The organism is Bradyrhizobium sp. ISRA430, from assembly GCF_029909975.1.
In the GTDB taxonomy this organism is placed as follows: Bacteria; Pseudomonadota; Alphaproteobacteria; order Rhizobiales; family Xanthobacteraceae; genus Bradyrhizobium.
In genome coordinates this window covers 1-25,794 of the sequence record NZ_CP094516.1, presented here as the reverse complement: position 1 = coordinate 25,794, position 25,794 = coordinate 1, and the positions used below count along the sequence as shown (strand labels likewise).

28 protein-coding genes are annotated in these 25,794 nt (G+C 64.5%); 12 read left to right on the top strand and 16 right to left on the bottom strand.

Annotation, left to right across the window (positions count from 1 at the left end):
• Positions 1-12 precede the first annotated feature (12 nt).
• The 3 genes from fliE to flgB form a co-directional block, all read right to left on the bottom strand.
• Positions 13-321, bottom strand: coding sequence for a flagellar hook-basal body complex protein FliE (gene fliE, locus MTX21_RS00140; RefSeq protein WP_008142413.1), 309 nt, complete (start codon positions 319-321; stop codon positions 13-15).
• A gap of 16 nt (positions 322-337) precedes the next feature.
• On the bottom strand, positions 338-763 hold the full coding sequence (flgC, locus tag MTX21_RS00135; protein ID WP_280969938.1) for a flagellar basal body rod protein FlgC: 426 nt from the start codon (positions 761-763) through the stop codon (positions 338-340).
• A gap of 123 nt (positions 764-886) precedes the next feature.
• Complete coding sequence (flgB, locus tag MTX21_RS00130; RefSeq protein ID WP_280969937.1) at positions 887-1,291, bottom strand: flagellar basal body rod protein FlgB; 405 nt, start codon at positions 1,289-1,291, stop codon at positions 887-889.
• Between the two features lie 353 nt (positions 1,292-1,644).
• Here flgB and MTX21_RS00125 point away from each other — a divergent pair, with 353 nt between their 5' ends.
• Positions 1,645-2,604: a flagellar biosynthetic protein FliO gene (locus MTX21_RS00125; RefSeq protein ID WP_280969936.1), complete on the top strand. Its 960-nt coding sequence runs from the start codon at positions 1,645-1,647 to the stop codon at positions 2,602-2,604.
• Complete coding sequence (gene fliP, locus MTX21_RS00120; RefSeq protein ID WP_280969935.1) at positions 2,601-3,356, top strand: flagellar type III secretion system pore protein FliP; 756 nt, start codon at positions 2,601-2,603, stop codon at positions 3,354-3,356. The genes MTX21_RS00125 and fliP overlap by 4 nt, the downstream gene beginning before the upstream one ends.
• A gap of 398 nt (positions 3,357-3,754) precedes the next feature.
• On the opposite strand, the gene MTX21_RS00115 is transcribed toward fliP, so the two are convergent.
• The 3 genes from MTX21_RS00115 to MTX21_RS00105 all read right to left on the bottom strand — a co-directional run bounded on the left by MTX21_RS00115 (position 3,755) and on the right by MTX21_RS00105 (position 8,665).
• The gene (locus MTX21_RS00115) at positions 3,755-4,042 is read right to left on the bottom strand and encodes a GIY-YIG nuclease family protein (RefSeq protein WP_280969934.1); all 288 of its coding nucleotides are present in this window, start codon (positions 4,040-4,042) and stop codon (positions 3,755-3,757) included.
• A gap of 365 nt (positions 4,043-4,407) precedes the next feature.
• Positions 4,408-8,175, bottom strand: coding sequence for a tetratricopeptide repeat protein (locus MTX21_RS00110; RefSeq protein WP_280969933.1), 3,768 nt, complete (start codon positions 8,173-8,175; stop codon positions 4,408-4,410).
• 298 nt (positions 8,176-8,473) lie between these two features.
• Positions 8,474-8,665: a hypothetical protein gene (locus MTX21_RS00105; RefSeq protein WP_280969932.1), complete on the bottom strand. Its 192-nt coding sequence runs from the start codon at positions 8,663-8,665 to the stop codon at positions 8,474-8,476.
• Between the two features lie 394 nt (positions 8,666-9,059).
• Between MTX21_RS00105 and MTX21_RS00100 the strand changes: the two genes are divergently transcribed.
• A complete protein-coding gene (locus MTX21_RS00100; RefSeq protein WP_280969931.1) occupies positions 9,060-9,263 on the top strand; it encodes a hypothetical protein in 204 nt (67 codons plus the stop codon).
• A gap of 11 nt (positions 9,264-9,274) precedes the next feature.
• Here MTX21_RS00100 and MTX21_RS00095 read toward each other — a convergent pair whose 3' ends face one another.
• Genes MTX21_RS00095 through fliL form a run of 4 tightly spaced genes read right to left on the bottom strand, consistent with a single transcriptional unit; the run spans position 9,275 to position 12,207 of the window.
• Entirely contained in the window at positions 9,275-10,033 is a 759-nt protein-coding gene (locus tag MTX21_RS00095; RefSeq protein WP_280969930.1) for a flagellar protein FlbB, read from the bottom strand.
• Between the two features lie 9 nt (positions 10,034-10,042).
• Positions 10,043-10,489, bottom strand: coding sequence for a DUF6468 domain-containing protein (locus MTX21_RS00090; RefSeq protein WP_279376784.1), 447 nt, complete (start codon positions 10,487-10,489; stop codon positions 10,043-10,045).
• On the bottom strand, positions 10,486-11,688 hold the full coding sequence (gene fliM, locus MTX21_RS00085) for a flagellar motor switch protein FliM (RefSeq protein ID WP_280969929.1): 1,203 nt from the start codon (positions 11,686-11,688) through the stop codon (positions 10,486-10,488). The genes MTX21_RS00090 and fliM overlap by 4 nt, the downstream gene beginning before the upstream one ends.
• An 18-nt stretch (positions 11,689-11,706) precedes the next feature.
• Positions 11,707-12,207: a flagellar basal body-associated protein FliL gene (fliL, locus tag MTX21_RS00080; protein ID WP_280969928.1), complete on the bottom strand. Its 501-nt coding sequence runs from the start codon at positions 12,205-12,207 to the stop codon at positions 11,707-11,709.
• A gap of 385 nt (positions 12,208-12,592) precedes the next feature.
• Here fliL and flgF point away from each other — a divergent pair, with 385 nt between their 5' ends.
• From flgF to flgH, 4 genes are read left to right on the top strand one after another with little or no spacing between them, the layout of a single operon-like run.
• Positions 12,593-13,354: a flagellar basal-body rod protein FlgF gene (flgF, locus tag MTX21_RS00075; RefSeq protein ID WP_280969927.1), complete on the top strand. Its 762-nt coding sequence runs from the start codon at positions 12,593-12,595 to the stop codon at positions 13,352-13,354.
• A 16-nt stretch (positions 13,355-13,370) separates the two neighbouring features.
• On the top strand, positions 13,371-14,159 hold the full coding sequence (flgG, locus tag MTX21_RS00070; protein ID WP_279376780.1) for a flagellar basal-body rod protein FlgG: 789 nt from the start codon (positions 13,371-13,373) through the stop codon (positions 14,157-14,159).
• A gap of 10 nt (positions 14,160-14,169) precedes the next feature.
• A complete protein-coding gene (gene flgA, locus MTX21_RS00065) occupies positions 14,170-15,240 on the top strand; it encodes a flagellar basal body P-ring formation chaperone FlgA (RefSeq protein ID WP_280969926.1) in 1,071 nt (356 codons plus the stop codon).
• A gap of 3 nt (positions 15,241-15,243) precedes the next feature.
• Positions 15,244-16,008, top strand: a complete 765-nt coding sequence (flgH, locus tag MTX21_RS00060; protein WP_280969925.1) for a flagellar basal body L-ring protein FlgH — start codon at positions 15,244-15,246, stop codon at positions 16,006-16,008.
• Between the two features lie 266 nt (positions 16,009-16,274).
• Here flgH and MTX21_RS00055 read toward each other — a convergent pair whose 3' ends face one another.
• The 3 genes from MTX21_RS00055 to MTX21_RS00045 all read right to left on the bottom strand — a co-directional run bounded on the left by MTX21_RS00055 (position 16,275) and on the right by MTX21_RS00045 (position 18,685).
• The gene (locus tag MTX21_RS00055; protein WP_280969924.1) at positions 16,275-17,054 is read right to left on the bottom strand and encodes a fumarylacetoacetate hydrolase family protein; all 780 of its coding nucleotides are present in this window, start codon (positions 17,052-17,054) and stop codon (positions 16,275-16,277) included.
• A gap of 439 nt (positions 17,055-17,493) precedes the next feature.
• Positions 17,494-17,859, bottom strand: coding sequence for an RNA polymerase-binding protein DksA (gene dksA, locus MTX21_RS00050; RefSeq protein ID WP_085966600.1), 366 nt, complete (start codon positions 17,857-17,859; stop codon positions 17,494-17,496).
• A 214-nt stretch (positions 17,860-18,073) separates the two neighbouring features.
• A complete protein-coding gene (locus MTX21_RS00045; protein ID WP_280969923.1) occupies positions 18,074-18,685 on the bottom strand; it encodes an NAD(P)-dependent oxidoreductase in 612 nt (203 codons plus the stop codon).
• A gap of 140 nt (positions 18,686-18,825) precedes the next feature.
• Here MTX21_RS00045 and MTX21_RS00040 point away from each other — a divergent pair, with 140 nt between their 5' ends.
• A complete protein-coding gene (locus tag MTX21_RS00040) occupies positions 18,826-19,197 on the top strand; it encodes a helix-turn-helix domain-containing protein (protein WP_063697924.1) in 372 nt (123 codons plus the stop codon).
• A 185-nt stretch (positions 19,198-19,382) separates the two neighbouring features.
• Here the strand turns inward: MTX21_RS00040 and MTX21_RS00035 are convergent, their stop codons facing one another.
• The gene (locus tag MTX21_RS00035) at positions 19,383-19,796 is read right to left on the bottom strand and encodes a flagellar assembly protein FliX (protein ID WP_280969922.1); all 414 of its coding nucleotides are present in this window, start codon (positions 19,794-19,796) and stop codon (positions 19,383-19,385) included.
• Positions 19,797-20,066: 270 nt separating this feature from the next.
• On the opposite strand from MTX21_RS00035, the gene MTX21_RS00030 reads away from it, so the two are divergent.
• The 4 genes from MTX21_RS00030 to MTX21_RS00015 all read left to right on the top strand — a co-directional run bounded on the left by MTX21_RS00030 (position 20,067) and on the right by MTX21_RS00015 (position 22,587).
• Positions 20,067-21,191 (top strand): flagellar basal body P-ring protein FlgI, encoded by a 1,125-nt coding sequence (locus MTX21_RS00030; protein WP_280969921.1) that lies wholly within the window; start codon positions 20,067-20,069, stop codon positions 21,189-21,191.
• Positions 21,191-21,556: a flagellar assembly peptidoglycan hydrolase FlgJ gene (flgJ, locus tag MTX21_RS00025; protein WP_280969920.1), complete on the top strand. Its 366-nt coding sequence runs from the start codon at positions 21,191-21,193 to the stop codon at positions 21,554-21,556. The genes MTX21_RS00030 and flgJ overlap by 1 nt, the downstream gene beginning before the upstream one ends.
• Before the next feature lie 11 nt (positions 21,557-21,567).
• Complete coding sequence (locus MTX21_RS00020) at positions 21,568-22,068, top strand: hypothetical protein (protein WP_280969919.1); 501 nt, start codon at positions 21,568-21,570, stop codon at positions 22,066-22,068.
• A 159-nt stretch (positions 22,069-22,227) separates the two neighbouring features.
• Positions 22,228-22,587 carry a hypothetical protein gene (locus tag MTX21_RS00015; RefSeq protein ID WP_280969918.1) on the top strand — a complete coding sequence of 120 codons (360 nt, stop codon included), beginning with the start codon at positions 22,228-22,230 and terminating at the stop codon, positions 22,585-22,587.
• A gap of 63 nt (positions 22,588-22,650) precedes the next feature.
• On the opposite strand, the gene flaF is transcribed toward MTX21_RS00015, so the two are convergent.
• Positions 22,651-23,019: a flagellar biosynthesis regulator FlaF gene (gene flaF, locus MTX21_RS00010; protein WP_280969917.1), complete on the bottom strand. Its 369-nt coding sequence runs from the start codon at positions 23,017-23,019 to the stop codon at positions 22,651-22,653.
• Between the two features lie 291 nt (positions 23,020-23,310).
• Positions 23,311-25,551, bottom strand: a complete 2,241-nt coding sequence (locus tag MTX21_RS00005) for a DUF1522 domain-containing protein (protein ID WP_280969916.1) — start codon at positions 25,549-25,551, stop codon at positions 23,311-23,313.
• Between the last annotated feature and the right edge of the window lie 243 nt (positions 25,552-25,794).

The following is a 25,794-nucleotide window of genomic DNA, read 5'->3' as shown; positions in this document are numbered from 1 at the left end:
CGGGTGCCGAAATCAGATCGGCATCTTCATGATGTCTTCATACGCCGCGATCACGCGGTCGCGGACCGAAACCAGCGTGGAGACCGCCACGTCGGTGTCGGCGACCGCGGTGACGACGTCCATCACGTTGGCCTTGCCGGCGGCCATCGCCACCGTCTGCGCGTCGGACTTGCGGCCCGATTCCATGACGCTGCCGACAGCGTCCTTCAGAAGCGAAGCAAAGGATTGTCCGCTCGCTTCACTGCCCTTGCCGGCGCCGCTGTTTTCCAACACGCGGGCAAGATTCGCATAGGCATTGGCGGCGATCGTCGGTGAGGCCATGGCTCAGATGTCCCGTTCAGGTCTTGAGGATGTCGAGCGTGCGCTGGATCATCCGGCGCGTCGCACTGATGATGTTGAGATTGGCCTCGTAGGACCGCTGCGCGTCGCGCATGTCGGTCATTTCGACCACCGAGTTCACGTTGGGATATTTGACGTTGCCGCTGGCATCGGCCGCCGGATTGTTCGGCTCGTACTTGACGCGGAAGCTGGACTGGTCCGGCCGGATCTTGCCGAGCGTCACGACCTGCGCGTCGAGCGTGCGGTCCAGAGCGGAGGAGAAGGTCGGCACCTTGCGCCGGTACGGGTCTCCGCCGGCGGTGTGCGAGGTCGAATCCGCGTTGGCAATGTTTTCCGAGATCACGCGCATGCGCCCGGCCTGCGCGCGCAAGCCGGAGGTCGCGATCGCCATCGAGCGGGCAAAGTCACTGCTGTCGTTCGCCATGGTCAGCCTCCGTCAGGCTCCTTGTTTGAGCATGATCTCCGCGCAAACGCGTTCCGCGTTTGTCGCGAGGGAAAACCGCTGCACACTTTGCGCTAACGCGGCCCTTCGGGTCCGGATCATGCCCTAACCTTTGCCGATCGCGGTCTTGAGCAGGTGCAGGCTCTTGGAATAGAGCGAGGTCGCCGCCGCGTAGTCCATCTGGTTGCTCGCCGCCTTCATCATCTCTTCCTCGAGATTGACGGCGTTGCCCGCGGGGCGGGTCTCGAAGCCCGCGTTCCTGTTCTGGTCGAAGCCTGATGCCGCGCCGGCGGGCGTCATGTGGGAGGCACTGGTGCGGGTGAGCGCCAGAGGCCCCATCGACCCGGCGACGGCCCCGGTCCTGTCGAACTTCGGCTCGATCAGGTCGCGCGGCCTGAAATTGGGCGTGTCGGAATTGGAGACGTTTTCGGACAGGACACGCTGGCGTTCCTGGTGCCATTGCATCTTGGTCCGAAGCGCCGAAAGCACCGGGAGGTCGTTGATGGACATCGTTGCGGCTCCTTCCGCCATTCGGATCTGTGTCCGAAGCTAGGCAGAATTTGCCGCCTGTATGGTTAACGGGTGGTTAAAGCGGCCGAGCGGACGTATCCCCGGAATGGAACATGCGTTGCGCCCCGTAATTCTACGCCTCCCAAAAGCCGCATTAACCCAACCTCTTGGCGGCCTGCGCTGGGCCCAAGAAGTCGTTTTGGATCGGGCGATTCATGGGTTATTAAGAGTTGGGGACGGCAAAGCTTGCCGTGGGATGTTAAGAGATCGCAGTTTTTGGGGCTCGCACGCCGCTGGTCGGTGGATTCTGACCGTGGCTGGCACGTGAAAAGCGCCATTTGCCGGGGACAAGTATGCAAGGTAGCCCGATAACCTTCATCGTCGCGTTCATCGTCGTTCTGGCGTTGATCGGCGTCGCCGCGTGGCTGGTTCGGCGATTCGCCACCAGCCGGCTCGGCGCCAACACCCAGCGCGGCAGGATGCCCCGGCTTGCCGTGATCGATGCGGCCGCGGTCGACGGTCGCCGCCGCCTGGTGCTGGTCCGGCGCGACAACGTCGAGCATCTCCTGATGATCGGCGGTCCCACCGACATCGTCGTGGAGCCGAACATCGTGCGCGCCGCCCCAAGCCGCGACCAGCTTCCGCAGCGCGCCAGCGTCGCCGAACCGCCCCGGCTTGCCCCGATGCCCGAGACCAGCGGCTGGGCCGACGAAGTGCCGCGGCCCGAGTTGCTCGATCTCCCCGAACCGCACATGCCGGAGCCGCCGCCGCGGCCCGTACGTCCCTCTTTCGCGGACGAGGTGCGCCGGCCCGCGCCCGCGCTGGCCGAGCGTCGCAACGATCCGCTCGCCGGCTTCACGCCCGAGCCAATCGCGCCGCGCCCGGAGCGCGAGCCGCGTCCCGAACCGGTTCCGCCGCGCGTTGCGCGCAGCGAGCCGATGATGCCGCGCCCGCCGCGCCAGAGCGAGCCGGCGAAGGTGCCGCCGGTGCGCGCCGAACGCGCGGCGGCACCGCCGCCGCCGGTCCCGCAGGCTCCGCCTGTGCCGCCGCCGGCTCCGGTGCCGTCGAGCGCCGAGCAGAATCTCGCCGAGATGGCTCAGCGGCTCGAAGCCGCCCTGCGTCGCCCTGCCGGCGAGACCGTCGCGCCTCCGGTGGCTCCCGAGCCGCCGGCAGCGCCTCCTCCGCGCGCGGCGCGCAGCGAGCCGCCGGCGCCACCGGCCGCGCCCGCCAAGCCGACCGTCGAAAAGACCAGCTTTGAAAATCTCGAAGACGAGATGGCCTCGCTGCTCGGCCGTCCGAAGCCCCCTTCGTGAGCCTGCCGGCCCTCCCGCGTAGAGTTCTTTTCCTTTCTATTCTGATCGCCGCGGCGTCGCTCGCGTCCCTTGCGCATGCGCAGGACATCAGCATCAATCTCGGCGGTCAGGGTGGCGGCGGCGTCACCGAGCGCGCGATCCAGCTCATCGCGCTGCTCACGGTGCTCTCGATCGCACCGTCGATCCTGATCATGATGACCTCGTTCACGCGCATCGTGGTCGTGCTGTCATTGCTGCGCACCGCGATGGGCACGGCGACCGCGCCGCCCAACTCGGTGATCATCGCGCTCGCGATGTTCCTCACCTTCTTCGTGATGGGGCCCGTCTTGCAAAAATCCTACGACGAGGGCATCCGCCCTCTCGTCGCAAACCAGATCGGCGTCGAGGACGCGCTCCAGCGCGCCTCCGTCCCGTTGCGCGGCTTCATGCAGAAGAACGTGCGCGAGAAGGATTTGAAACTCTTCCTCGACCTCTCCGGCGAGCCGCCGCCGGCCACGCCCGACGAGCTCGCGCTGCGCATTCTCGTCCCCGCCTTCATGATCTCCGAACTGAAACGCGCCTTCGAGATCGGCTTCCTCCTGTTCCTTCCCTTCCTGATCATCGACCTCGTCGTCGCCTCCGTGCTGATGTCGATGGGCATGATGATGCTGCCGCCGGCGACGATCTCGCTGCCGTTCAAGCTGATCTTCTTCGTGCTGGTCGACGGCTGGTCACTGGTGGCCGGAAGCCTGGTGCAGAGCTACGGAGGGTGACGGGAACAGAGGCGCGCCCATCCCGCCCGTCCTGCGGGCGCAGCGAACCACCGCAAGATCCCGCCGCGCGTCGCGCCAAGTATCGAACTTCGGCTCCCCCTCCCCGTCGTTGCGAGGAGCCCTTGCGACGAAGCAATCCAGAGTGCCTCCGCGGAAAACATTCTGGATTGCTTCGCTTCGCTCGCAATGACGAGGATGTGACGGTGCTTCGCGCAATTCCCGCGGCGCGTCGAAGCGCCATCACGGGATGCCAGCCCTCTCCACCGTCATTGCGAGGAGCCCTTGCGACGAAGCAATCCAGACTGCTTCCGCGGAAGCATGCTGGATTGCTCCGCTTCGCTCGCAATGACGGAAGGTGTGGCGACAACGCGCCCCACGTCAGCAATCGACGGTCACTGCTAGATCAGCGTGTCGTACAAATCCTTCCAGTCAGGATTGAGGCTCTCGATCAGCGCCAGCTTCTTCGCCCGGCTGCCACCCTTGATCTGCTTTTCGCGCGCAATCGCGTCGATCATGGTCGCGTGCAGCTCGTACCAAACGAGCAGCTTGCAGTCGTACCGCGATGAAAAGCCCTTCGTCAGACCCTCTCGATGCTCGAACGCGCGACGCGGCGGATTGGACGTGACGCCGGTGTAGATCGTCCCGTTACGGCGATTGGCGAACATGTAGACGCAGGGCTGCTTCATGATCGTGCTCGGTTGGAGAGAGCTTCGATAATACCACAATCAGAAGATGATTACGAGCAGCAACAGCGATGAATGCGAGAAAATGGCGAGGTTCGCTCCACATCGTCATTGCGAGCGCAGCGAAGCAATCCAGCTGGAAAGACTCTGGATTGCTTCGCTTCGCTCGCAATGACGGAGGATGTGGCGGTACCTCGCGCAATTCCTGCCGCGCGTCGAAGCACCGTCGTGGGACGCCAGCCCTCCCCACCGTCACTGCGAGGAGCTCTTGCGACGAAGCATCCAGAGTGTCGCCCACGGAAGGACCTCGATTGCTTTCGCGGATGATCGAGCGCCCGACTGTCGAGAGGCCGAAGGTGGCAGGGACCCTACCGCGCCATCTTGATCTGCCGCACGGCCGGGATCGTCGGCAGCGAGCCGGTGTGCTCGGTCTCGTCTTTGGCCTGCGGCGCGGCCGGCGCGCGCGCGGTGGCATCGGGGAAACGCTGCTTCATCTCGCGCAGGAAGCCGTCGAGCGTGTCGACGCTGGCGGCGAGCTTGGCGATCTCGGCGAATTCGGCGCTGGACGCCGCGGCGGGCTTGCTCGCGATGTCGAAGGCGACCCGATCGGCGCTCTCGCTCATCAACGGCGCATATTTCTCGCGGAAGCGCGCAAGGCCGATCGAGTCGTCGGCGAGCGCATAGCCCACCGCGGCGCGGATCACGTCGCTCTTCTCGACCGCGTTGAGCGGCTTGAAGTCGCGAAAGCGCTCACCGTAGTAAAGCTCGATCTGCTCGGCAGATTCGCGCCAGCGCCGCGCGGCCCAGAAGATGTCCGAGCGCAGCCGGATCACCTCGCGCCCGGTCACATTGGAGACGATGTCGAGCGCGAGATCATGGCGGCCGACATCGCTCTGCGCGCGCGCTTCGAGCAGCAGGCGCTGCTGACGCAGCTCGCCGGAGAGATCGCTGATACGGCTGGCGCGCAGCGCCGAGATCGCCATGTCCGGCTTGCGGTTGGCGAGATAGACCATGGCGAGGCGCGCGGCGACCTGCGCGCGCGCCGCCCCTTCGAGGCGGTGATCGACCTGGTATTGCAGGAGTTCGGCGGCCTGATCGAGCAGATCGATCGAGACAAGGCGGTCCGCGAGGCGGCGGATCAGCTCATCGCCGCGCCGGCCGATCGGCGTCAGCTCGCGGAACTCGTAGAACATCCCAAGCGCCTCGATCGGCGGTAAATCGTCGCCCTTGGGCCCCAAGAATATCTGCGTGAACAGTTCGGATGCGAGGTCCTGCGCCTGCCGAGAGGCCTCGGCGTTCGGCTGCAGCTTGGTTGCGGTCCGCGCCGCAGCGAGCGCATCGCGGTAGCGCCCCATCTCGGCATACATCTGCGCCAGCATCTGGAGCGTCTTCACCTCGATGGCGTCACCCCGCCAGGTCATGGACAGGACCTCGAGCTCGCGCAGCGCGTCTTCCTTGGTGATCTCGTCGCGCTTCTGCCTGAGCGCGATCTCGAGCTGCTTGGCCTCGGCCGCCGCCTGCCGGTCATTCGAGGCGACCGCAAATTTGTAGTCGTCGAGCGCATCCTTGTCGTGGCCGAGCGCCTCGGCGAGCCGGCCGCGCAGCACGGCGAAGCCGGGCGCCGCATCGGGCGGAACGCCGACCACCTCGATCTCGCTGCGGCGCTTGGAGGCGCCGGCATAGTCCTTCACCTCGAGCGCGGCGCGCATGGCATCCATCGTCACGATGCGCTGGATGTCGAGCGGCAGCGAGGCGATCGCGAACTCGACATTCTTGAACTTCTCGCGAGCATCCGCCCACTTGCCCTGGCGCGCGAAGGCGAGCGCCTTCCAGAGTTGCGAATCGTGGCTGTTGCCGATCACGGGATTGGCGAGATCCTTGAGGCCCTGTGCCGGACGGCCGATCAGGATGCTCGCGATCGCGTGCATGATCAGCGCGCCGCTTTCCTCCTTGTTCAGGGGATCGCTCAGCATGACGTCGGTGATGGCCTTGGCCTCATGATACATGCCGCGCGACATGTAGAACTGCGCGAGCTCGAGCCGCGGCAGCGAGCGCTGCGCCGGTTCGACGGCCGAGACCGCCGTGATCAAGTCGCTCTGACGCGTAATGAAGCTTTCGGACTGGCCCCTGCGCCAGCCTTCCGGACTGAAGATCGGCCGCACCGCCGTCGGCGCCCGCTCGACCGAGACGTCGACGGGCGACAACGTCAGGCCGCCCTTCTTGCCCAAAATAACCTTGTCGGACCCGACCTCGACGCCAACCTCGTCGGAATTCGGCCGGATGGCGATGCCGTGCGCGGATTCCAGCAGCGAGAGATCGACGAGATCCTGACGCTTGATGAAGCCGCGGACCGGCCGCTGCGCGGTGACGACGTAGAGCGTGTCACCGGCATCGGGATCGGTAAGCTTGTGCAGCAAGCCGGGCGCGGCGAAGGGGATCGCGATGTTGGCAAGCGCCGGATCGGTGATGTTGCGCGAGATCATCAGGGGCAGCGGCGTTGCCTGAATCTTGTCGGCGAGCGTCAGCAGCCAGTTCGTCTCCTTGCCGACCTCCTCGCTGGTCAGCGAGTAGACCAGCGGACGGGTGAGACGGATGCGGACCGCCTGTCCCTTGGCGAGCGGGAGGCGGCCGACCTCGCCGATCATCGCGCCGCCCTTGGCGCGGATCGCCTCGACGTCGATCGGCTTCGATGAGTCGAACACCAGCCACACGGTGTCGCCGCGACGGAACGCCGCTGCGGGCGTTGCGACCTGAAGCGGGAACGTCACGCGAAGACCGTCGCTGTCGCGGCGTACGTCGACGCTGGCCGCCGCACCGGGCTGCGGCGCCGGCGCCTCTGTGGGAGCAGTTTTATTAGCTTCTTTGGCCGGTGCCTTCGGCACTTCCTTGTTCGGTTCCTTCGCAGCCTCTTTCTCCGCTTCCCTGGGCAAGTCGGCGGCGGCGGGCTCCGCGGGCCTGGGCGGAAGGACCGGTGCAGCTAAGGCGGTTGGAGACGCAGGAGGCTTGGGCGCTTCCGCGGCGCGCGGCGCCTCCGTGACCGCCGCCTCCATCGCGGGCTTCCGCGCTTCGGCGGGCGCCGCGTCGGCGACGGCTTCCGGCTTGCCATCAGGCCTGATCTCGATTTTGGCATCGCGGGCGATCGCCTCCGACGTCGGCGGCGTGATCTCGCGATGGGGCTCCTTCGACTTCTCGGCCGCAGGCTTGTCGGCGGCCGGATGCGGCCCATGCGCGCCGGCCGGCTTTGCCTGTGCGATCACCGCCTCGGCCGTCGCGGCAGCCCTGCCCTTGTCCGGCTGGAAGGCGACGTCGACGACGTAGTTCTTCTCGTCGCGGAACGAGTGCACGTCGGCATCGCCGATCAGCGCGATGTCGACGGTGGTCTGGTCGATGTCGGCTTTCTGCTTGATCGAAGCGACGTTCGGCGGCGCGGCGACGACCGCATCGGCCAGGTCGAAATTGAGGTTGGCGTTGAAGGCGAGCGTGAGCTTCTGCTCGTTGAGCACGGAGGAGACGCCGATACCGTCAGGCATCTCGAACACGAAGCGCACGAAGGTCGGCTGCACCGATGCGCGCACGCGGATCGGCGGACGCTTCTTGGTCTCGGCCGCAGCGCGCTGGGCCCGCAACGCGCGCTCGGCGACCCGCGCGCGCTCGGCCAGTTCCTTGACCACGTCCATCGGCAGAGGCGGCGGCGGTCCTTTCCAGCCCTCCGGCAGGAGGTCGATGAAGGTGCGCTCGCCGGCATTCATGGTGTTGACGGTGACGCGCCGCGCCAGCGACAGCCGGATCGCTCCCCCATCGGGGTCACGGCGGGCGGAGTTGACGTAGTCCGGTGCGCCTTCAGGGACGCGGTCGACGGGAACGTCAACCGGCCGGTCGAAGCGGATGATGAGGATCGAGCCGGCGGTCGACACCTCGGAGGGAATATCTTCGCCGAGCTTGATCACCAGACGGGCAAAGCCGCCCGCGGCTGAAAAGGTCGCCTCGCCCCGGATCGAATCGACAGCGCGGGCGGCCGGGTTCAGTCCAATCAGAAAGCAAGCCGCAAGCGCAGGAGCCAAAAGGGCATGACGCAGCAGAGCTCGTGCCAGCGCGCGGGCTCGCGACACAAATCCGGCGGCAGCCTTCTGCGCCATTGGCAGCATTTCTTCCGGGTTCGACGGTCCTGGCCGGCACTGGTGCCGGCCGTGCCTTCGAATGTAGGTTTTGCCAATTAAGGACTTGTTAATGCTGTCTTGACGAACTGGCTTGGCGCAAGAAATCGCGGCGGTTGGCTTGCGAACTCTAGCGTTCGCGCGCCGAATTCGCGGAACAGGCGCTTAAAGGTCTATTAACACTCTGCCGTCGTCCCGCCGCAGGCGCTGCATTGCGACCGCCCGGTCGTCACGGCATCGCGGGGGCATTGCAAACTGCGGCAAAACTGCGAAACATCCACTAATTCTGCCTGCGGACGAATTCCGCCGCGGCGGAATTTTCCTGCGCAGAAACCTTGCCGTCGGCTTCGTCCGAAGGCAGCACTATGTGCTGATGGTTCAACGTGGCTGTCCAGGCGTACGTCATTGCAATGATAAGCAGACGGTTGACGGCCTCGATCGCGCGTTCCGCTGCGGACGAGCACGGATTCATTGCTCCCTCCCGCGACGCTGATTGCGGACACCCCAAGCTAGGACAATCCGTCCAAGGCAAGTGTATTTCAGTTCACACTTGCACGCGTCAACTCATCGCATCCTTACAAGATGAGGCTCGCATCCACTGCAGCCGCAGCGCGAGCGGCTGCACACCTGAGCTTGCGCGGCGCACGCTGCGCGCTCGGCAAGCTTGATAGGTTGCCGCGCGCGTCCATACAACCGTCGAGCCGTTGCGGACGATGCGCGACTCAGACTGCATTGATGATGTCGCCGCGACGCAAATTCGGATTGGTCAGGTTCGGGGTCGATCGATGCGCGGAGAAGCAAACTGCACCGTGTGCAGTCGAGCGAGAGCACTGGTGGCCATCATTCCAGTGTCTCGCGGATACGCCATGAAGCTCTATGAATGTGCCGATTGCCACAGCACGCTCAATCTCGTGACCCGCGTCACGAAGGCGGCGGTTGTCAGGCAACAATTGAAGACGACGCTACCCAGCAAGTCTTGCTCCAATGAGACTTGGCCCAACAAGACGTGGCTCAACATGACGACTGCCAAGCTTGCCGCACAGAGCGGTCAGCCGCGGCGGGCGAAGTAGACGCGCCAGGGTCAGTTCGGCTTTTGCGTCGGCTTGCCGTCGATCTTGGGGAGATCGGCGGCGGACGCGGATTGATCGCCGCCGCCGGCACGGCGCGCCATTTCGACCGTCAGCCGCTCGGCGGCTTCGGGCGACATCAGGCCCATGATGTCCGACATCTTTCGCGGCGCGATCTGCGAGGCGATCTCGATCAGCACGCTCATCTCGAGCCGGTCGAACACCCGTGCGGCATCCTTCGGCTTCATGCCCTCATACATGGTGACGAGGCCCTTCATGCGCTGGGCTTCGGCAGCCTTCTGTTCGGCCGCAGTCGCGGAGATGCGGGATTCCACCGCCTTCATCTCCTCGACCTTGGATTCGATTCGCTTCTCGGCCGACTTCAGCAAGCTCTCGCGGATGTCGATCTCGCGCTGGCGCGACTCGATCTCCTGGCGGCGCGCCTGCAGGCGCTCGAGGATGGCGCGCTCCGAGGCCGAGACCGGTGCCTGGTTCTCCTCCAGCTTGACCGCAGTACCTTCCGGCTTGGTCTCGGGCGCGGCGGGCTTGGGAGCCTCTTTCGGCGCCCCATGCGTCGAGCCCGTGATATCAGGGTCCTCGCGCCCCGTCGGGAAATTCAGATTCTCCTCAGCCCAGGATTTCCTGGTCGGATTCGGCTGATAGTCGAACACATAGCCGCCGTTGAGCACGAGGCCCGCCACCTTCAGCATGGCGAGACCTGCGACCGCAACCAGCACGACGGGAATGACGCGGATGTTACGAAAGGACTTCATACCTTCACTTTATGCGGCGAGACCGTTGGACTTTCTGCGCTCGGAGAACGCTTCGGCCGCCGCGGCCACCGCCTTCGCCGATGACGGCTTGGCTGCCGGCGCGGCGATCGTCTCCGGATTGGTGACGGGTCGCGCGGCGATCGCGATCTTGGAGAGGCGGCGCACCACGTTGTCGGCCTCGCCGAGCTGCTTGTAGAGTTGGTCAGACATCTGCGTCGCGGCCGCGAGCTGGCTGCCGAGGTTCTCGTTGACGTCGCGCACGGCGAGCTTCAGCCCGCCGATCGCGCGCTCGGCAATTTCCGTCGCGGTGATCAGCTCGGCGATCACCGCCTTCAGCGAATGCTCGTCCGCCTTCAGCCGCGTCAGCCGCTTGTTGAGCAGGATGCAGTAGCCGATCGTCAGCATCAGCAGGATAGCCACCAGCGTCTCGATCGCCATTCCCAGGGAGTGGTTCATGGGGCCTCCATCATCTTGTTCTGTTCGTCCACCTTCTCGAACATCGCAAGTGTCGTACCTGGCTTGCGCAGGGGTTTCGTCACGCGGATCGCGACGCGGTCGCCGACCCGCCCCATCCGCCCCTCAGTGAGCATGACGTTGCCGCAGCGCACGGTCACGTTGGCGTCGGCGCGCATTTCGAGCGGCAGCGTGTCACCGACCTTCAGCCGCATGAGCTGCTTGAGCGGAATGTCCGCCTCGTAGAGCACGGCATCGACGGAGATCGCGGCCTGCACGATCTCAGTGGCGAAATGGCCTTCCCAGACCGGGTCGCGGCCGAACTTTTCGCCCATGAACATCTGGAGCAGGACGCCCCGGATCGGCTCGATGGTCGCGTAGGGCAGCAACAGCTCGATGTTGCCGCCGCGATCTTCCATGTCGATGCGCAGGCGCACCAGGATCGCGGCATTCGCAGGCCGGCTGATCGCGGCAAAGCGCGGATTGGTCTCCAGCCGGTCGATGGTGAAGGTCACCGGCGACAGCGGCCGGAACGCCTGCTCGGCGTCGGTCAGCACCACCTGAACCAGCCGTTTCACCAGCTCGGTCTCGATCGTGGTGTAGGGACGGCCCTCGATGCGGAGCTGGCTCGTGCCACGGCGGCCGCCGAGCAACACGTCGATCATCGAATAGATCAGGTTGGAATCGACCGTGGCCATTCCAAAATTTTCCCACTCCTCGGCCTTGAACACCGAGAGCACGGCAGGCAGCGGGATCGAGTTCATATAGTCGCCGAAGCGGACCGAGGTGATGCGGTCGAGCGAGACTTCGACGTTGTCGGAAGTGAAATTGCGCAAGCTTGTCGTCAACAGCCGCACCAGGCGATCGAAGACGATTTCGAGCATCGGCAGGCGCTCGTAGGAGACCATCGCCGAATCGATGATTGCGCGGATGCCGGAATGGTCGTCGAGCGCAACGTCGCCGACGGTGAAGCCGAGGAGATTGTCGATTTCCTCCTGCGACAGCACGCGTTCGCCGCTGTTCTTGCCGTTGCCGAGATCGCGACTGCCGTCCTCGACCATGGCCGCCCATTGCAGGGCCATGGTTTCCGATAGTTCGTTCTCGGCAGCAGCCTTCGCGGCCTCCGCGGGATCCTCGGAATCAAGCGAGGCCTCCCACTGGGCGGCTATGGCATCCTGGTCGACTGGATCGTTGCCCGCCATGGCGCTAGCCCATCAGCCTCACTGCACCACGACTTCCTTGAACAGCACCGCGCTGACCTGGATCGGCGCGACCGCCGCATTGACGCGCTTGGTCAGCTCTTCCTTGAGGCGGAAGATACCGGCCGAGCCGTTGAGGTCGGAGGGGCGCAATTCCCGGACATAGGTCTGGAAGATGTCGGTGACGCGCGGCATCGTCGGCTTGATCGCCTCGATCTGCTTCTCTTCCTTCAACTCCAGCACGATCTTCAGCCGCAGATATTGCACGCGCTCACCGGGAGCGCCGGCGAGATTGACCATCATGTCGGGGACGTCGACAAAGGCCGGCGGCTTCGGCGGCGGCGCCGCCTCGGCATGATGCTCGTCGTCACCATGGCGGAAGAAGAAGAACCAGCTCGCAGCGCCGGCGCCGAGGACGGCGAGCAAGCCGACGGCCATGATGATCAGCTTGAGCTTGTTCTTCGGTGCAGCGGCTTCCGCGCCCTCGGCGGCTGCGCCGCCTTCCGCTTCATTCTCTGCCATGGTCGCCGCGCCCGCTCATCTCTTAAAGGGTCGAAAGAGCGAAGCCTCCTGGCAGACAGTGACGCGATACAAATGCCCCAGCGCAACGCGCTCCTCTTACACGCAAACGCTACGGTAATAATGGTTAACGGAACCTTTCAATTGGCCCGGCGCTAGGAAAAATCTGCCGGGTAAACATGGTCAACAGAACCTTTCTGCCGCCCCTTAGCGCCTCCGAAAAACTTACAAGCCATTGTAATCGCAAAATTTTATAAGTTGGCACGGCTTTCGCTGAGAGAGGACCGAGACCCGATGGTTTGGGAGAGCCCGACGGTCTCGTTCACGGGGTCCACCGAGGCGCTTGGGAGAGCGACGAGGCGGGCTTCACTCAGGGGAGATCTATCCGATGCAGAACGCGCTTCTGATCGGCCTGTCACGGCAGATGACGTTGGAACGGCAGATGGATGTCATCGCCAACAACGTCGCCAATGCCAACACCAACGGCTTCAAGGCCGATCATTCGCTGTTCGAGGAGTATCTCAACTCGAACGCGCGTGAGGACAATTTCCTCAGCTCCGACCGCCGCGTCTCCTATGTGCAGGATCGCGGCACCTTCCGCGACATCGCCCAGGGGCCGATGGAGCCGACCAACAACCCGCTCGATATGGCGGTGGACGGCAACGCCTATTTCGCCGTGCAGGCCAATGGCGCCGAGCGTTACACCCGCGACGGCAAATTCTCGCTCAACAGCACCGGCCAGCTCGTCACGTCTGACGGCAACCTCGTGCTCGGCACCAGCGGCCCGATCACCTTCCAGCCGACCGACCATGACATCAACGTCGCGCCCGACGGAACGATCACTGTGCTCGAGGGCACGGCCCGCACCGATTCGATCCGCGGCAAGATCCGCATGGTGTCATTCGACGACCCGACGAAGCTGACCAAGCTTGGCGCCAACCTCTATGACGCCGGCGGCGCCACCCAGCAGGCCGACACCAAGTCCGCCGTACGCCAGGGCTACATCGAGAAGTCGAACGTGAACGCGGTCGGCGAGATGGGCCGCATGGTCGAGGTGATGCGAAGCTACACCGCGATCGCCAACCTGCTGCAGCAGCAGAGCGACCTCCACAAATCGGCGATCGAGAAGCTCGCCGACGTGCCGGCCTGATTAGGGGAGAACTGACATGCAGGCGCTTCACACCGCAGCGACCGGAATGGCGGCACAGGAACTCAACGTTCAGGTGATCTCCAACAACATCGCCAACCTGCGCACCACCGGCTTCAAGAAGCAGACGGCGGCGTTCCAGGACCTGATCTACGAGCACATCCGCCGCGTCGGCGCACAGTCGTCGGACCAGGGCACCATCCTGCCCGTCGGCGTCGACATCGGCGGCGGCGTCAAGACCGTCGGCACGCCGCGCAGCATGACGCAAGGCACGCTGTCGCAGACCGGCAACGACCTCGACCTCGCGATCTCGGGCGAAGGCTTTTTCAAGATCCTGATGCCCGACGGTACCTACCAGTACACCCGCGACGGCACCTTCCAGATGGACAATCAGGGCCGCATCGTCACCGCGCAGGGCAACCCGGTGCAGCCGACGATCACGATCCCGAACAACGCGTCGGGCCTCACCGTCAACGTGCAGGGCCAGGTCTCGGTGACGCTGCCGGGCTCGTCGAGTTCGACCATTCTCGGCCAGATCGGCCTGACCCGCTTCATCAACAAGGCCGGCCTGCAGCCGGTCGGCAGCAACCAGTTCACCGAGACCCCCTCCTCCGGTCCGCCCCAGGACGGCACCGCGACCGCCGAGGGTTACGGCAACATCACGCAAGGCAGCCTCGAGCAGGCCAATGTCGACGTCGTCTCGGAGATGAGCGACCTGATCGCGGCCCAGCGCGCCTACGAGATGAACGCCAAGGTGATCAGCGCCGCCGACCAGATGATGCAATCGACCACGGCACTGTTCCGCTGAGGTGATGACGATGATCCGCATGACGCTTGCCACCGCCTCCGTCCTCGCCGCGCTGGCGTTGCCGGCGCGGGCCGCCGACGACGCGATCGTCGCGCCGACGCTGCGCGCGAGCGTCACCGTCACCGCCGACGTGGTGCGGGTCGGCGACCTCATCGACAATGCCGGCTCGACCGCAATGATCCCGGTGTACCGCTCGCCCGATCTCGGCACCACCGGCGCATTGCCGGTCGCCCAGGTCTTGTCGGTGCTGCGCGCAAAACAGGTGATTGGAGTGATGACCGGCGAGATCAAGGAGGTCTCGGTCACGCGGCTCGCCCGCACCTTCGCCAACAAGGACCTCGAGAACGCGGTCGCCTCGGCGCTGGAGCGCCGCTTTGGCCTCGGCGATGCCGCCAACATCACCGTCACCTTCGACCGCGGCGTTTCTGAGCTGCGGCTCGATGCCTCCAACACCGGCGCGCTGCAGCCGGTCGCGACCCGCTACGACGCGCGCAGCGGCCGTTTCGACCTGACCTTCGAGATCAACAACGACAACAATCCGGCTCCGACCAAGCTGCGCTTCACCGGCACCGCGATCGAGACCGTCGAGGTCGCCGTGCTCACGCGAGACATCGACCGCGCCGAGCTGCTCAAATCCTCCGACATCGTGCTGGAGCGCCGGCCGAAGGCGGATGTCACCGGCGAGCCCGCCTTGCGCGACCGCACGATCGGCATGCAGCTCCGCCGGCCGATGCGGGCGGGCACGCCGATCCGCGTCGCCGACATCGTCAAGCCCGACTTCGTGCAGCGCGACCAGAACGTCACCATCATCTACCAGGTGCCCGGCCTCTATCTCACCACGCGCGGCAAGGCGATCGAGAGCGGCGCCGAAGGCGACACCGTCAGCGTCCTCAACGTGCAGTCCAAGCGCACGCTGACTGGCATCGTCACCGGCCGCGGCCAGGTCACGGTGCAGGGCGCAAGCCAGGCCGCACCGATGCCGCCGGCAGTCGAGCAGACCTCCTCGCTACCGCGTGACCGGTCCGCGCCCGTCGCCCTTGCCCAAAGCCAGATTTCGCCAGCTCCAGCCAAGTCAGAGTAAGTCATGTCCACGTTCAGTTCCGCCGCCCGTCTTCGTCGCATCGCGATCTCCGGCCTGCTGCTGGCAACCTGCGCCCTCGCAAGCGGCTGCTCCTCGATCGACCGCCTGTCGCAGATCGGCGAGCAGCCGAAACTGTCGGCGATCGACAACCCGACGACGCAGCCCGGCTACAAGCCGGTGCAGATGCCGATGCCGAAGCCGGAAGTCGCCTCCTACAACCCGAACTCGCTGTGGCGTAACGGCAGCCGCGCCTTCTTCAAGGACCAGCGCGCCCACCAGGTCGGCGATCTCCTGACGGTGACGGTGAACTTCACGGACAAGGCCAACATCGCCAACGAGACCCAGCGCAGCCGAACTGCCAAGGAAGATTCAGGAATCACCGACTTCATCGGCAGCCAGACGGTCACGCAGCCACTGAAGATCCTGCCTGGCCGACTTCTCACCACCGACTCGACGTCCTCCGCTGACGGCAAGGGCTCGGTCAATCGCCAGGAAGCGTTGCAGACAAACGTCGCAGCGGTCGTGACGCAGGTGCTGCCGAACGGCAACCTCGTGGTCGAGGGCAAGCAGGAGATCCGGGTCAACTTCGAGATTCGCGAACTGGTTGTCGCCGGTATCGTGCGCCCCGAGGACATCCAGAGCGACAACACCATCGACTCCAGCAAGATCGCGCAGGCCCGCATCGCCTATGGCGGCCGCGGCCAGATCACGGACGTGCAGCAGCCGCGCTACGGCCAGCAAGTCATGGACGTGCTGCTGCCCTTCTAACTTCTGTAAGAGCTCCCACATCGTGTTCGCGAACCTAGGCGCGAACGACGATGTACTACGCGGCCCTCGCTAGCTCCCCTGGCGAGGGCCGCATGTATTTTGTAGTGGTGGCTGCGCGCAGCGAGTGAGGCTCGCACAATTGTAGCCCGACGCTGCTGCCCCACACGCCGTCATTGCGAGCGCAGCGAAGCAATCCAGAATCTTGCCGCGGACAGACTCTGGATTGCTTCGTCGCAAGAGCTCCTCGCAATGACGACGGTGAGAGCTCAGGTGAACTCCGCCTCCACCATGCCCAGCCCGTCCAGCTCCATCCGCACCTTGTCGCCGGCTTTCAGCCACAGCGTCTTGACCAGGCTTCCCGTCAGCACGAGCTGACCGGCATGCAGCCCCTTGCCTTCGGCAGCGAGGTGGTTGGCGAGCCAGGCGAGTGCGTTGTGGGGATGGCCGAGCACGTCGGCGCCGGTGCCTTGGCTGATTTCCTCGCCGTTGAGGATCGCGCGGCCTTTGAGCGCCGTCAGGTCCGGCACGGACGAGCGCTCCACCGCCGGCCCGAGCACGCAGCCGGCCGCGAAGAAATCGTCCGCGATCAGCGTCGGCGCCCCCATCGTTTCCCACTCCACGTAGCGGTCGTCGACGATCTCGATCGCGGGGTGGTAGACTTCGACCGCCTCGCCGACCCATTCGGCGGTGAACGGCGCTTCACCGGGCGCAAGGTCGCGCTTCAGCCGCACCGCGATTTCGCATTCGACACCGACGCGGACATAGTTGGATGCGGCAAGCTTCGCGCCGCTGTCGTGCACGCCCTTCTGGAACACGCCGCCGCCGCAAGGATGCGGGATGCCGATATAGTCTTGCATCACCTGGCTGGTGCAGCCGATCTTGTAGCCGACGAGCGGCCCCACCTGCTTCAACAGGAGATCGTGCAGCACGCGCTGGACCTGATAGCCCTCGGCCTCGTCGGCAAGGGGAACGTCCAATGCCGCAAGTGGCGCACGGTTTCGGCGCGCAGCCGCGATCGCTTTTGCGGCTTCGAGAATTTTGTCCATTGGCGCCGCCTCCCACGCTACGCGTTTGTGCGGCGCAGTTCAGCATCCCCGCCCCGACCTGACAAGCAGGCGTCCGGCCGGCGCTTAAGGAATTGTTGAGCTGGTCCAGGCTCTATGGAGGCGCGCGCCTCGCAGTTTCAGAGGTGGCGCTGGAGGCGTGATTGCAGTGCTACGTGAAGCCGCAGAGCCGCTGCCTCAACGGTCGAGCCGAACACATTGACCCGACTCGCGAAACGCACCTGATGTGAAGGCTGTTTCTCATGTGAGCTCACGTGAGCTCGCAGGAGCTGAGTCTAGCCCATTGATCGCGATTCATTTTTCGCGCTCCCCGACCGAGCGGTAATGCGCCTGGCTTCAACCGGCAGGCAAACGCGATTTGCGGCGCGAAGCTGCGCCCTTGCATCAAAAAACGAAAGAGCCGCACGCGGCGGCTCATCTTTCATTCGTCGCGATAGACCTTCTCGCGTTTCTCGTGGCGCTCCTGCGCCTCCACCGAGAGCGTCGCGATGGGCCGCGCCTCGAGCCGCTTCAATGAGATCGGCTCGCCGGTTTCCTCGCAATAGCCGTAGGTGTTGTCCTCGATGCGCTGGAGCGCGGCGTCGATCTTGGCGATCAACTTGCGCTGGCGATCGCGGGCGCGGAGTTCGATGGCACGGTCGGTTTCGGACGAAGCCCGATCGGCGAGATCGGGGTGGTTCACGTTCTCCTCCTGCAGGGCCTGCAGGGTGAGCTTGGACTCTTTGAGGATCTCATCCTTCCAGGCGAGGAGCTTCAAACGGAAGTACTCCTTCTGCCGGTCGTTCATGAAAGGCTCTTTTTCGGTCGGTCGGTAGTTTTTCAACTTTTCCAAGGGCGGCCTATCTTTTTAAGCAACGACTCGCAACAAAACGGGTCCGTTGAGCCGGGCCTTATATAGCGGCCTCCTGTGACAGACAATATTTCCCTGAGCACGCAGTTACCGCCCCCAAGCCCTTGCACAGGAACGTTTATCCGGAAGAACCCGGGGGCGGCCGCGGAGCTCAGTAGCCGACCGTGAAACGCTGTTTCAGATGAGCCGGACGCTCGATCTCATCGGCGAGCGCGATGGCGTAGTCGGCGAAGGTGATCCAGCTTTTACCGTTCGCATCTGCGAGAAGCTGATCGCCCCCGAGCCGGAACTTGGCCGTCCGTTCGCCCTCGATAAACAGCGCCGACGGCGAGAGAAAGGTCCAGTTCAGGTCCTGTTCCTGCCGCAACAGATCCAGGAAAGCGGAACCCTTCTCTGCCTCAGCCTTGTACTGCGCCGGAAAACCGGGAGTTGTGACCAGCTTCACGCCGGGCGCGACCTCAAGGCTGCCGGCACCGCCGACGACGAGGTAGCGACCGACGCCAGATGCCTTGGCCGCGCCGACCAGCTTGTGCGGATCGCTGGCCAGGAAGTGCACGGAACTCACCGCAACGTCGTGCCCGGCCCAGAGCTTGGTCAGGCCGGCCTGATCGAGCACGTCGCCCTTGGTGGGTGTAACGTTCGCTAGTGCGGCAATCTTTTCGGGGTTTCGGGCAATGGCGGTCACGCTATGACCGCGGCGGGACAGTTCCTTGGTGATCTCCGATCCAGCCCGGCCCGAGGCACCAGCGACAGCAATTTTCATGGAAGGCTCCTTTGCTCCTGTGGTAACTTGCAGTAACTAGATATCGCAAAGGATGCTGGTGTTAAGAGAGCACTTTGTGCTTACCTGATTACGCAAGGGTAACCCAGCAGCGTAAGCGGAACAGAGCGCGAGGAACGGAGATGAAACCCGACGTCTATGCAGCCAACTGCCCGACACGCCAGATCCTCGATCGCGTCGGCGACAAATGGGCGGTGCTGATCCTGCTGCTGTTGCGCGAGGAACCGATGCGTTTCAATCAGTTGCGTCGCACGATTGAAGGCATTTCGCAGAAGATGCTGAGCCAGGTTCTCAAATCACTGGAACGCGACGGACTGATCAAGCGCCACGCCATCGCAACCGTGCCGGTGACGGTGGAATATTCGATCACCCAGCTCGGCGTAACGCTGGCTGCGGCGGTCGATCCGCTGCGCGATTGGGCCGAGCAGAATCTGAAGGATGTGCTCGCCGCCCAGCGCCGCTACGACGCGCAGCAGAAGGAAGAGGCGGCGTAGAGCGCACGATCAAGCGAAGCAAAGCCGCCCAAAACTCCGCTGTCGTGCCCCGGCTTGACCGGGCATCCAGTACGCCGCGGCCTCTCCGTATACGTCGCTCTCTCTGGAGTACTGGGTCGCCCGGTTAAACCGGGCGACGACGTGCTGAGAGAGATTTCAAGACGACTACGAGCTAGATTGGCGGCTCAGCCCTGCCCCGCCTTGGCGAGTTCGACCTCGACGCGCAGCTCGATCTCGGAGAGCACAGCATCTAGGCCAGGATCGCCGGAGGACGACTTCAGGTTTGCCGCCGCATCGCGCAGCCGCATCACGGTCGAGGCGTTGAGGTTGCCGGACAGGAGGCCCATCTTGAGATCGTCGAGCACGTCGAGCGCAGCCTTGCCGCGCGCGACCGAGCGCTTGCGCCGCTCCACCGGATCCTCCTCGATGCCTTGCAGCGCGAGCAGCGCATCGATGTTGGCGGCGGCCTTCGGCGCGGACGCGGAACGCGTCTCCTGCGCCGACGAAGTGTCGGGCAGCACGAAGGTGCCGGAGCTGGTCCGCCTAGCCTGGCTGGCCGGCGTTTCAAGCGTGGTGCCGTTCGGTCCGTAGATGCGCATCGAAGCAATCCGGGTGATCGATGCCCCAGCTTCGCCGGACTATGGTTAATGGTGCGTAAACAGCCCGGCAAAATCTGCCGACAGGCGGCAGTTTCGCGCCTCACGGCGAACGCCGGCTGACGCCGGTCTAAACAGATTTACTCAACGTATTCAACCGCCTACCCCCTCTGCCCCGATCTGGCACAGCGCTCGCATGGAGAGGTTCGGACCAGCTCGTCATGGGAGTGTCGCAGACGGTCCTTCGATTTGAGGAGCCTCGGGGAGCAGAGGATGCCAGGCGTTCGTTGGGTGAGGATTCTGGGAGTGGCCTGCGCCGCGCTGTCGGCGCTGGCGTTGTCGGTCACCTCGGCGGCCGCGACCTCGCGCATCAAGGACCTCGCCAATATCGAAGGCGTGCGGCAGAACCAGCTCATCGGCTACGGCCTCGTCGTCGGCCTCAACGGCACCGGCGACACGCTGAACAACATCCCCTTCACCAAGCAGTCGCTGCAGGCGATGCTCGAGCGCATGGGCGTCAACATCCGCGGCGCCACCATCCGCACCGGGAACGTCGCCGCCGTGATGGTAACCGGCAACCTGCCAGCCTTCGCTACGCAAGGCACGCGCATGGACGTCACGGTCTCCGCGCTCGGTGACGCCAAGGATCTGCGCGGCGGCACCCTGCTCGTCACTCCCCTGCTCGGCGCCGACGGCAACGTCTACGCGGTCGCGCAGGGCACGCTCGCGATCTCCGGCTTCCAGGCGGAGGGTGAAGCGGCAAAGATCGTCCGCGGCGTGCCGACGGTGGGCCGCATCGCCAACGGCGCCATCATCGAGCGTGAGATCGAGTTCGCGCTCAATCGGCTGCCAAACGTGCGTCTGGCGCTGCGCAACGCCGACTTCACCACTGCCAAGCGCATCGCGGCCGCGGTCAACGATTATCTCGGCGTCAAGACCGCTGAGCCGCTCGATCCCTCCACGGTGCAGCTTTCGATCCCGCCGGAGTTCAAGGGCAACGTGGTCGCCTTCCTCACCGAGATCGAGCAGCTCCAGGTCGATCCTGACCTCGCCGCCAAGATCGTCATCGACGAGCGAAGCGGCATCATCGTGATGGGCCGCGACGTCCGCGTCGCCACCGTGGCGGTCGCGCAGGGCAACCTCACCGTCACGATCTCCGAGAGCCCGCAGGTCAGCCAGCCCAACCCGCTGTCGCGGGGCCGCACCGTGGTCACGCCGCGCAGCAGCGTCGGGGTCACCGAGGACGGCAAGAAGTTTGCCGTCGTCAAGGACGGCGTATCGCTCCAGCAGCTCGTCGACGGTCTCAACGGCCTCGGCATCGGCCCGCGCGACCTCATCAGCATCCTCCAGGCGATCAAGGCCGCGGGCGCGATCGAGGCCGACATCGAGGTGATGTGATGCAGACGGGCATGATCAACACCGCGCATGTCGTGAACTCGGCCTTCGCCGTACAGAGCCGCAACGGCCGCCCGGATTTCGAGCTCGCCGCCGCGCTGCAAAAGGTCTCGCCGCAACAGCAGGCCAAGGCGCAGAAGACCGCGACCGATTTCGAGGGCATGTTCCTCAACGCGATGTTCTCGCAGATGACCTCGGGCCTGAAGGGCGAAGGTCCGTTCGGCGACACGCCGGGCACCGGCGTCTGGCGCTCGATGCTGACCGAGCAGTATTCCAAGAATTTCGCCAATGCCGGCGGCGTCGGCGTGGCGAGCGAGGTCTATCGCACCCTCATCCTGCAGCAGGCGAAAACCGTCCGCACGGCATAAGGTCAAACGACATGAACCACCACTTCAACGCATCACGTCAGCCGCTGCCCGCTTCGCGCCCAGCCGCCACACCCGGCAATGCCGAGGCGCGCAAGCTCGCCGAGGATCTGATGGACGCGATGAATGCGCTGCTCGGATTGGTCGAGCGCGAGACCGAGCTCGTGCGGGCCGGCCGCCTACGAGAAGCGATGGAATTCGAGAGCAAGAAGCGGGAGCTGTCGCGACGCTATGTCGGGGCCGTCAGCCAGCTCAAGGCGAACCAGACCCAGCTCGCGAAATCCGCGCCGGAGCTGCTCTCGACGCTGCATCGCCATCATGATGCATTCCGCGCGATGCTCCAGGTCAATCTCACCGTGCTCGCGACCGCGCATGCGGTGAGCGAGAGCGTGGTGCGCGGCGTCAATGCCGAGATCCAGAAGCGCAACGTGCCGAACACCTATACGGCGGCGGGACGCCGCGCCGCTCCCGGCCCACGCCACATCACGCCGCTCGCGGTCAGCCGGTCGCTCTGAGCGCACGCGAAAGCTACCTGCAATTTTACGAAAAACCGCGCGGCGATATCGCCGCGCGGTTAGGCACGTTTCGTAACCCGACCTTCAATCCTGATGTTTCATGGTTGCGCGATTAGAGGGGTTGGGATTTGACTCAGACCAGGCAACCAGGAGGCTGCCATGAGTACAGATTTCAGCATCAGGCCGGTGGGGATACCGGCCCCCGCGCCAATCGTAACGACGTCGAATGCGGCGGCGAACGACGCCGTGCAGACCGATTTGCCCGTGAGCCAGACGGTGGCCGCGAGCGATACCAGCGCGGCCGTGCGCAATGATTTGCAAAATAACGAGAACATCTCGCGCCAGGTCGTGTTCGACCAGGCGGCGGCGTCCTTTGTCTTCCAGGTCGTCAACGACAAGACCGACGCGGTGGTCAACCAGTTTCCCGACGAGGCGATGCTGCGCCGCCGCGCCTATTTCCATGCACTGGATCTGAAGTCCGAGCCCTCGCGTCCGCTCAATACCGATCTCAGCGCCTGACGCTCGGGCATCGAGCTTGGCCTGCGATGACGGCGGTCGACGGGATGCTCATGATGTTGACCATCACGGCCGGCCGGACAGACCGGCGGCGATATTCCTGTTGATCTCGATCAGCGGACGGAAGTGATCGAACTGCGGGCTCATCTGCAGCGCAGCGGTCTGGCTCAGCACGAACACGCTGATGTTGGCGATCTTCTGCCGGACGTCGAGCGGCTGCGGATTGGTGTCACGCATCGCTTCGCTCAGGAAGATCGTCCAGAGCTTGCGGTTGAACAGCAGTGCCTGCTTGGTCTGCTCGCTGAGCGGATCGGCGCTGTTGACGGCGTCCTGCAGCTTGTTCGCTGCCTTGAGCAGGGTCTGCGCCTCAATGTCGCGAGGAGATGCGGTGGTCGTTGCAACGCGCGCGTAAGCCGAGGCAGCAGAATTCGACATCAATCACACCTTGGAGGTTTCCTGGTCCGTTGAACAGACTTAAGGATTTCTTTCCCAACCCTAGGCAGCGCCGCTTAAGATTTGCTTACGTGAGAGTGCGAACGGGCTCCGGACAATTACGGGTCGCGGAGTCTTCCTCACCTCAAGGCTAAACGCGCGTGCGTGCACTGTAAACGCTTGCGTCCATCATGCGCCGATTTCGACTAATCGAGCGTTATGAATCTCAATCAAAAGAACGGCGAGGCATCAGCCTCGCCGCCATTCTCTTCATTGCGGTCGTCAGCGTCGCGCTTAGCGGAGGAGCTGCAGCACGCTCTGCTGCGACTGGTTGGCGAGCGACAGCGCGGAGACCGCGATCGACTGGCGGGTCGACAGCGCCTGGCTGTTGGCCGCTTCCTCGTTTGTGTCGGCGAGCGTCAGGTTGGACGATCCGGTCTGCAGCACGTTGATCAGGTTCTTGGAGAAGTCCTGGCGCACCTGCACGATCGAGAGGTTCGAACCGAGGGCGGAGCCTTCCGACCGCAGCGTGCTCGAAGCAGCGTTGAGGCTCGCGAGCACCCTGTTGGTGGCACCGTTGTCGATGAAGTCGACGCCGTTGACGAGGTTGCTGAGGCCCAGGCCCGCCGCGTTGAACACCACGCCGTTGATGCTGAGCGTGGAGCTGCCGGTCTCGTTGAAGATAAGCTTCAGCGTATCGCCGTTGAGCAGGTTGACGCCGTTGAAGGAGGCGTCCTGCGACGTCGTGTCGATCTGCGCCAGGATGTTGTTGAACTGGTTGACCAGATTCGAACGCGCCGTCTGCGCGACCGGATCCTGGATCGGCGGTTGCGCGGTGGTGAAGGAGACCACGCCCGTGATCGTGCCGCCGACCACGCCGCCGGCAGTCGACGAGCCGAGCGTTGAAGAGGCGTACTCGTTGACCGTGGTGATCGTGAGCACGCCATTGGCGTCGATCGTCGCCGTCAGATGGTTTGCCTGAAGCTGAGAGTTGAGCTGATCAAGCGTCTTGACCGTGCCGTTGGTTCCATCACCGAAGGTGACGTTGACCGGCGTGCCTCCGTTGAAGGCGGTGAAGGTCAAGGTCTTGCCTGAGATGCTGCCGGCCCCCGGCGAGCGACTCGCGGTGAAGGCGGTGCCGGTGCCGGTCGAACCGGTCAGCCCAAACGCGGACAGCGCGTTGCCCGTTCCGGTGATCGATAGATCCGCCGAGGTGCCGGTGCTGATCTTGAGAGCACCATTGACGACCGACGAAAGCGACGAACCGCTCGCGGCCACCACGGCCCCCGCGCTGATGGTACCAGCGCCGGTCGCGAGGTCGATTGCGTTGAGCGTATCCTGAACGTCCGCGCCCTGGAGGTAGACGACGGAGTTACCGCTGCTGTCCGTCACGATATTGCCGACCTTGGCGGAGCCCGACGGAGCGGCAGCGGGGACGGCCGCGTTCTTGAACGTGATCGTCTTGCCATCGACATTGAGCGTGGAGCCGTCCTGAACAAGCGTGCCCAGCGTCGCCGAGGTCGTCAGACGCGCCTTGGTTACAGTGACGTTGCCGGAGCCGGTCGCGGTCGTCAGGCCGAGTGCCTTCAGGAAATCGGACTTGCCGGTGATGCTGAGGTCGGCACCCGTGCCGGTGGTGAGGGTGAGAGCACCGCCGGCGATGGAGGCGTTGGTGCCCGACGAGTTCGACAGGGTGGCAAGACCTGCCGAGATGGCTGCCTTCTGAACGCCGCTCGCGAGGTCGATCGCATTCATCACATCCTGAACGGTGGCGGTCGGGCTGGCGTTTGTCCCGAGGTAAACGGTCGAGTTGCCATTGCCGTCAGTGACGATATTGCCGCTCAAGCCAGAGCCCGCGGGGACGGCGGCCGCTGTCGGCGTGGCGCCAGCTCTGAACGTAATCGTCTTGCCGTCGACGACCAGCACGTCACCGTCCGACGGCGCACCGTTCGCCGCGATGGTGCTCGCGCTGGGCGTACCAAGCAGGGTGAGGCCCGTCGCAAGGCTGGCAGGAGTGCCGGCACCGTCCGGGGCAGCCGTGCCGACCAGGGACTGCGAAATGCCCCCCAGCGTGGTCGCGGTGGTGATCGGAGTCGTACCACCAGCGGTACCGTTGGTGACGACATTGCCGGTCGCCGACGCATTCGTATAGCTCGTGGTGCCGCGCAGGTCAGCCGGCGTCGCACCGGGGATCGTGGTCGAGATATTCGACTTGGTCGAGTAGCCAACGGTCGTCTGCAGCGCCTGGTTGGCGATCGACTTCGCGCTGTCGATCAGCTTCTGTAGCGAGGTGATGCCGGTGTTGGCTGCCTGCAGCACCTGCACGCCGTTGTTGATGCCGTCGAGCAGATTGCTGATGTCGCTCGCCCGATTGTCCAGCCCCTGCGCGGTGAAGAAGTTGGTGGGGTTGTCCAGCGCCGTATTGACCTTCTTGCCGGTTGCCAGGCGCTGCTGCGTCGTCGCCAGCAGGTCGGCCGTCGATTGCAGGGACAACAGGTTCTGACGAACTGACGCCGAGAGAACGATGTTGGACATTGGCGGGTCTTCCTTTTGAACCGGATACGAATCGGGCTCGCCGATCTGGAAAGCGGGCTTTGGTCCAGTTCTAGGGGCTGTCCTTTAAAGTATGGTTAACGGCGACTTAAGGGATAGGGTTAATGCCGGGTTAGCGCCCTTCCCCGCCGCAAGATGCGGATCTGCAAGGCTCTGACGGCAACAAAAAAGCGGCGGGGCCGAAGCCCCGCCGCTCTCTTTTGTCTTGTAATTTCCGCTGGTTAC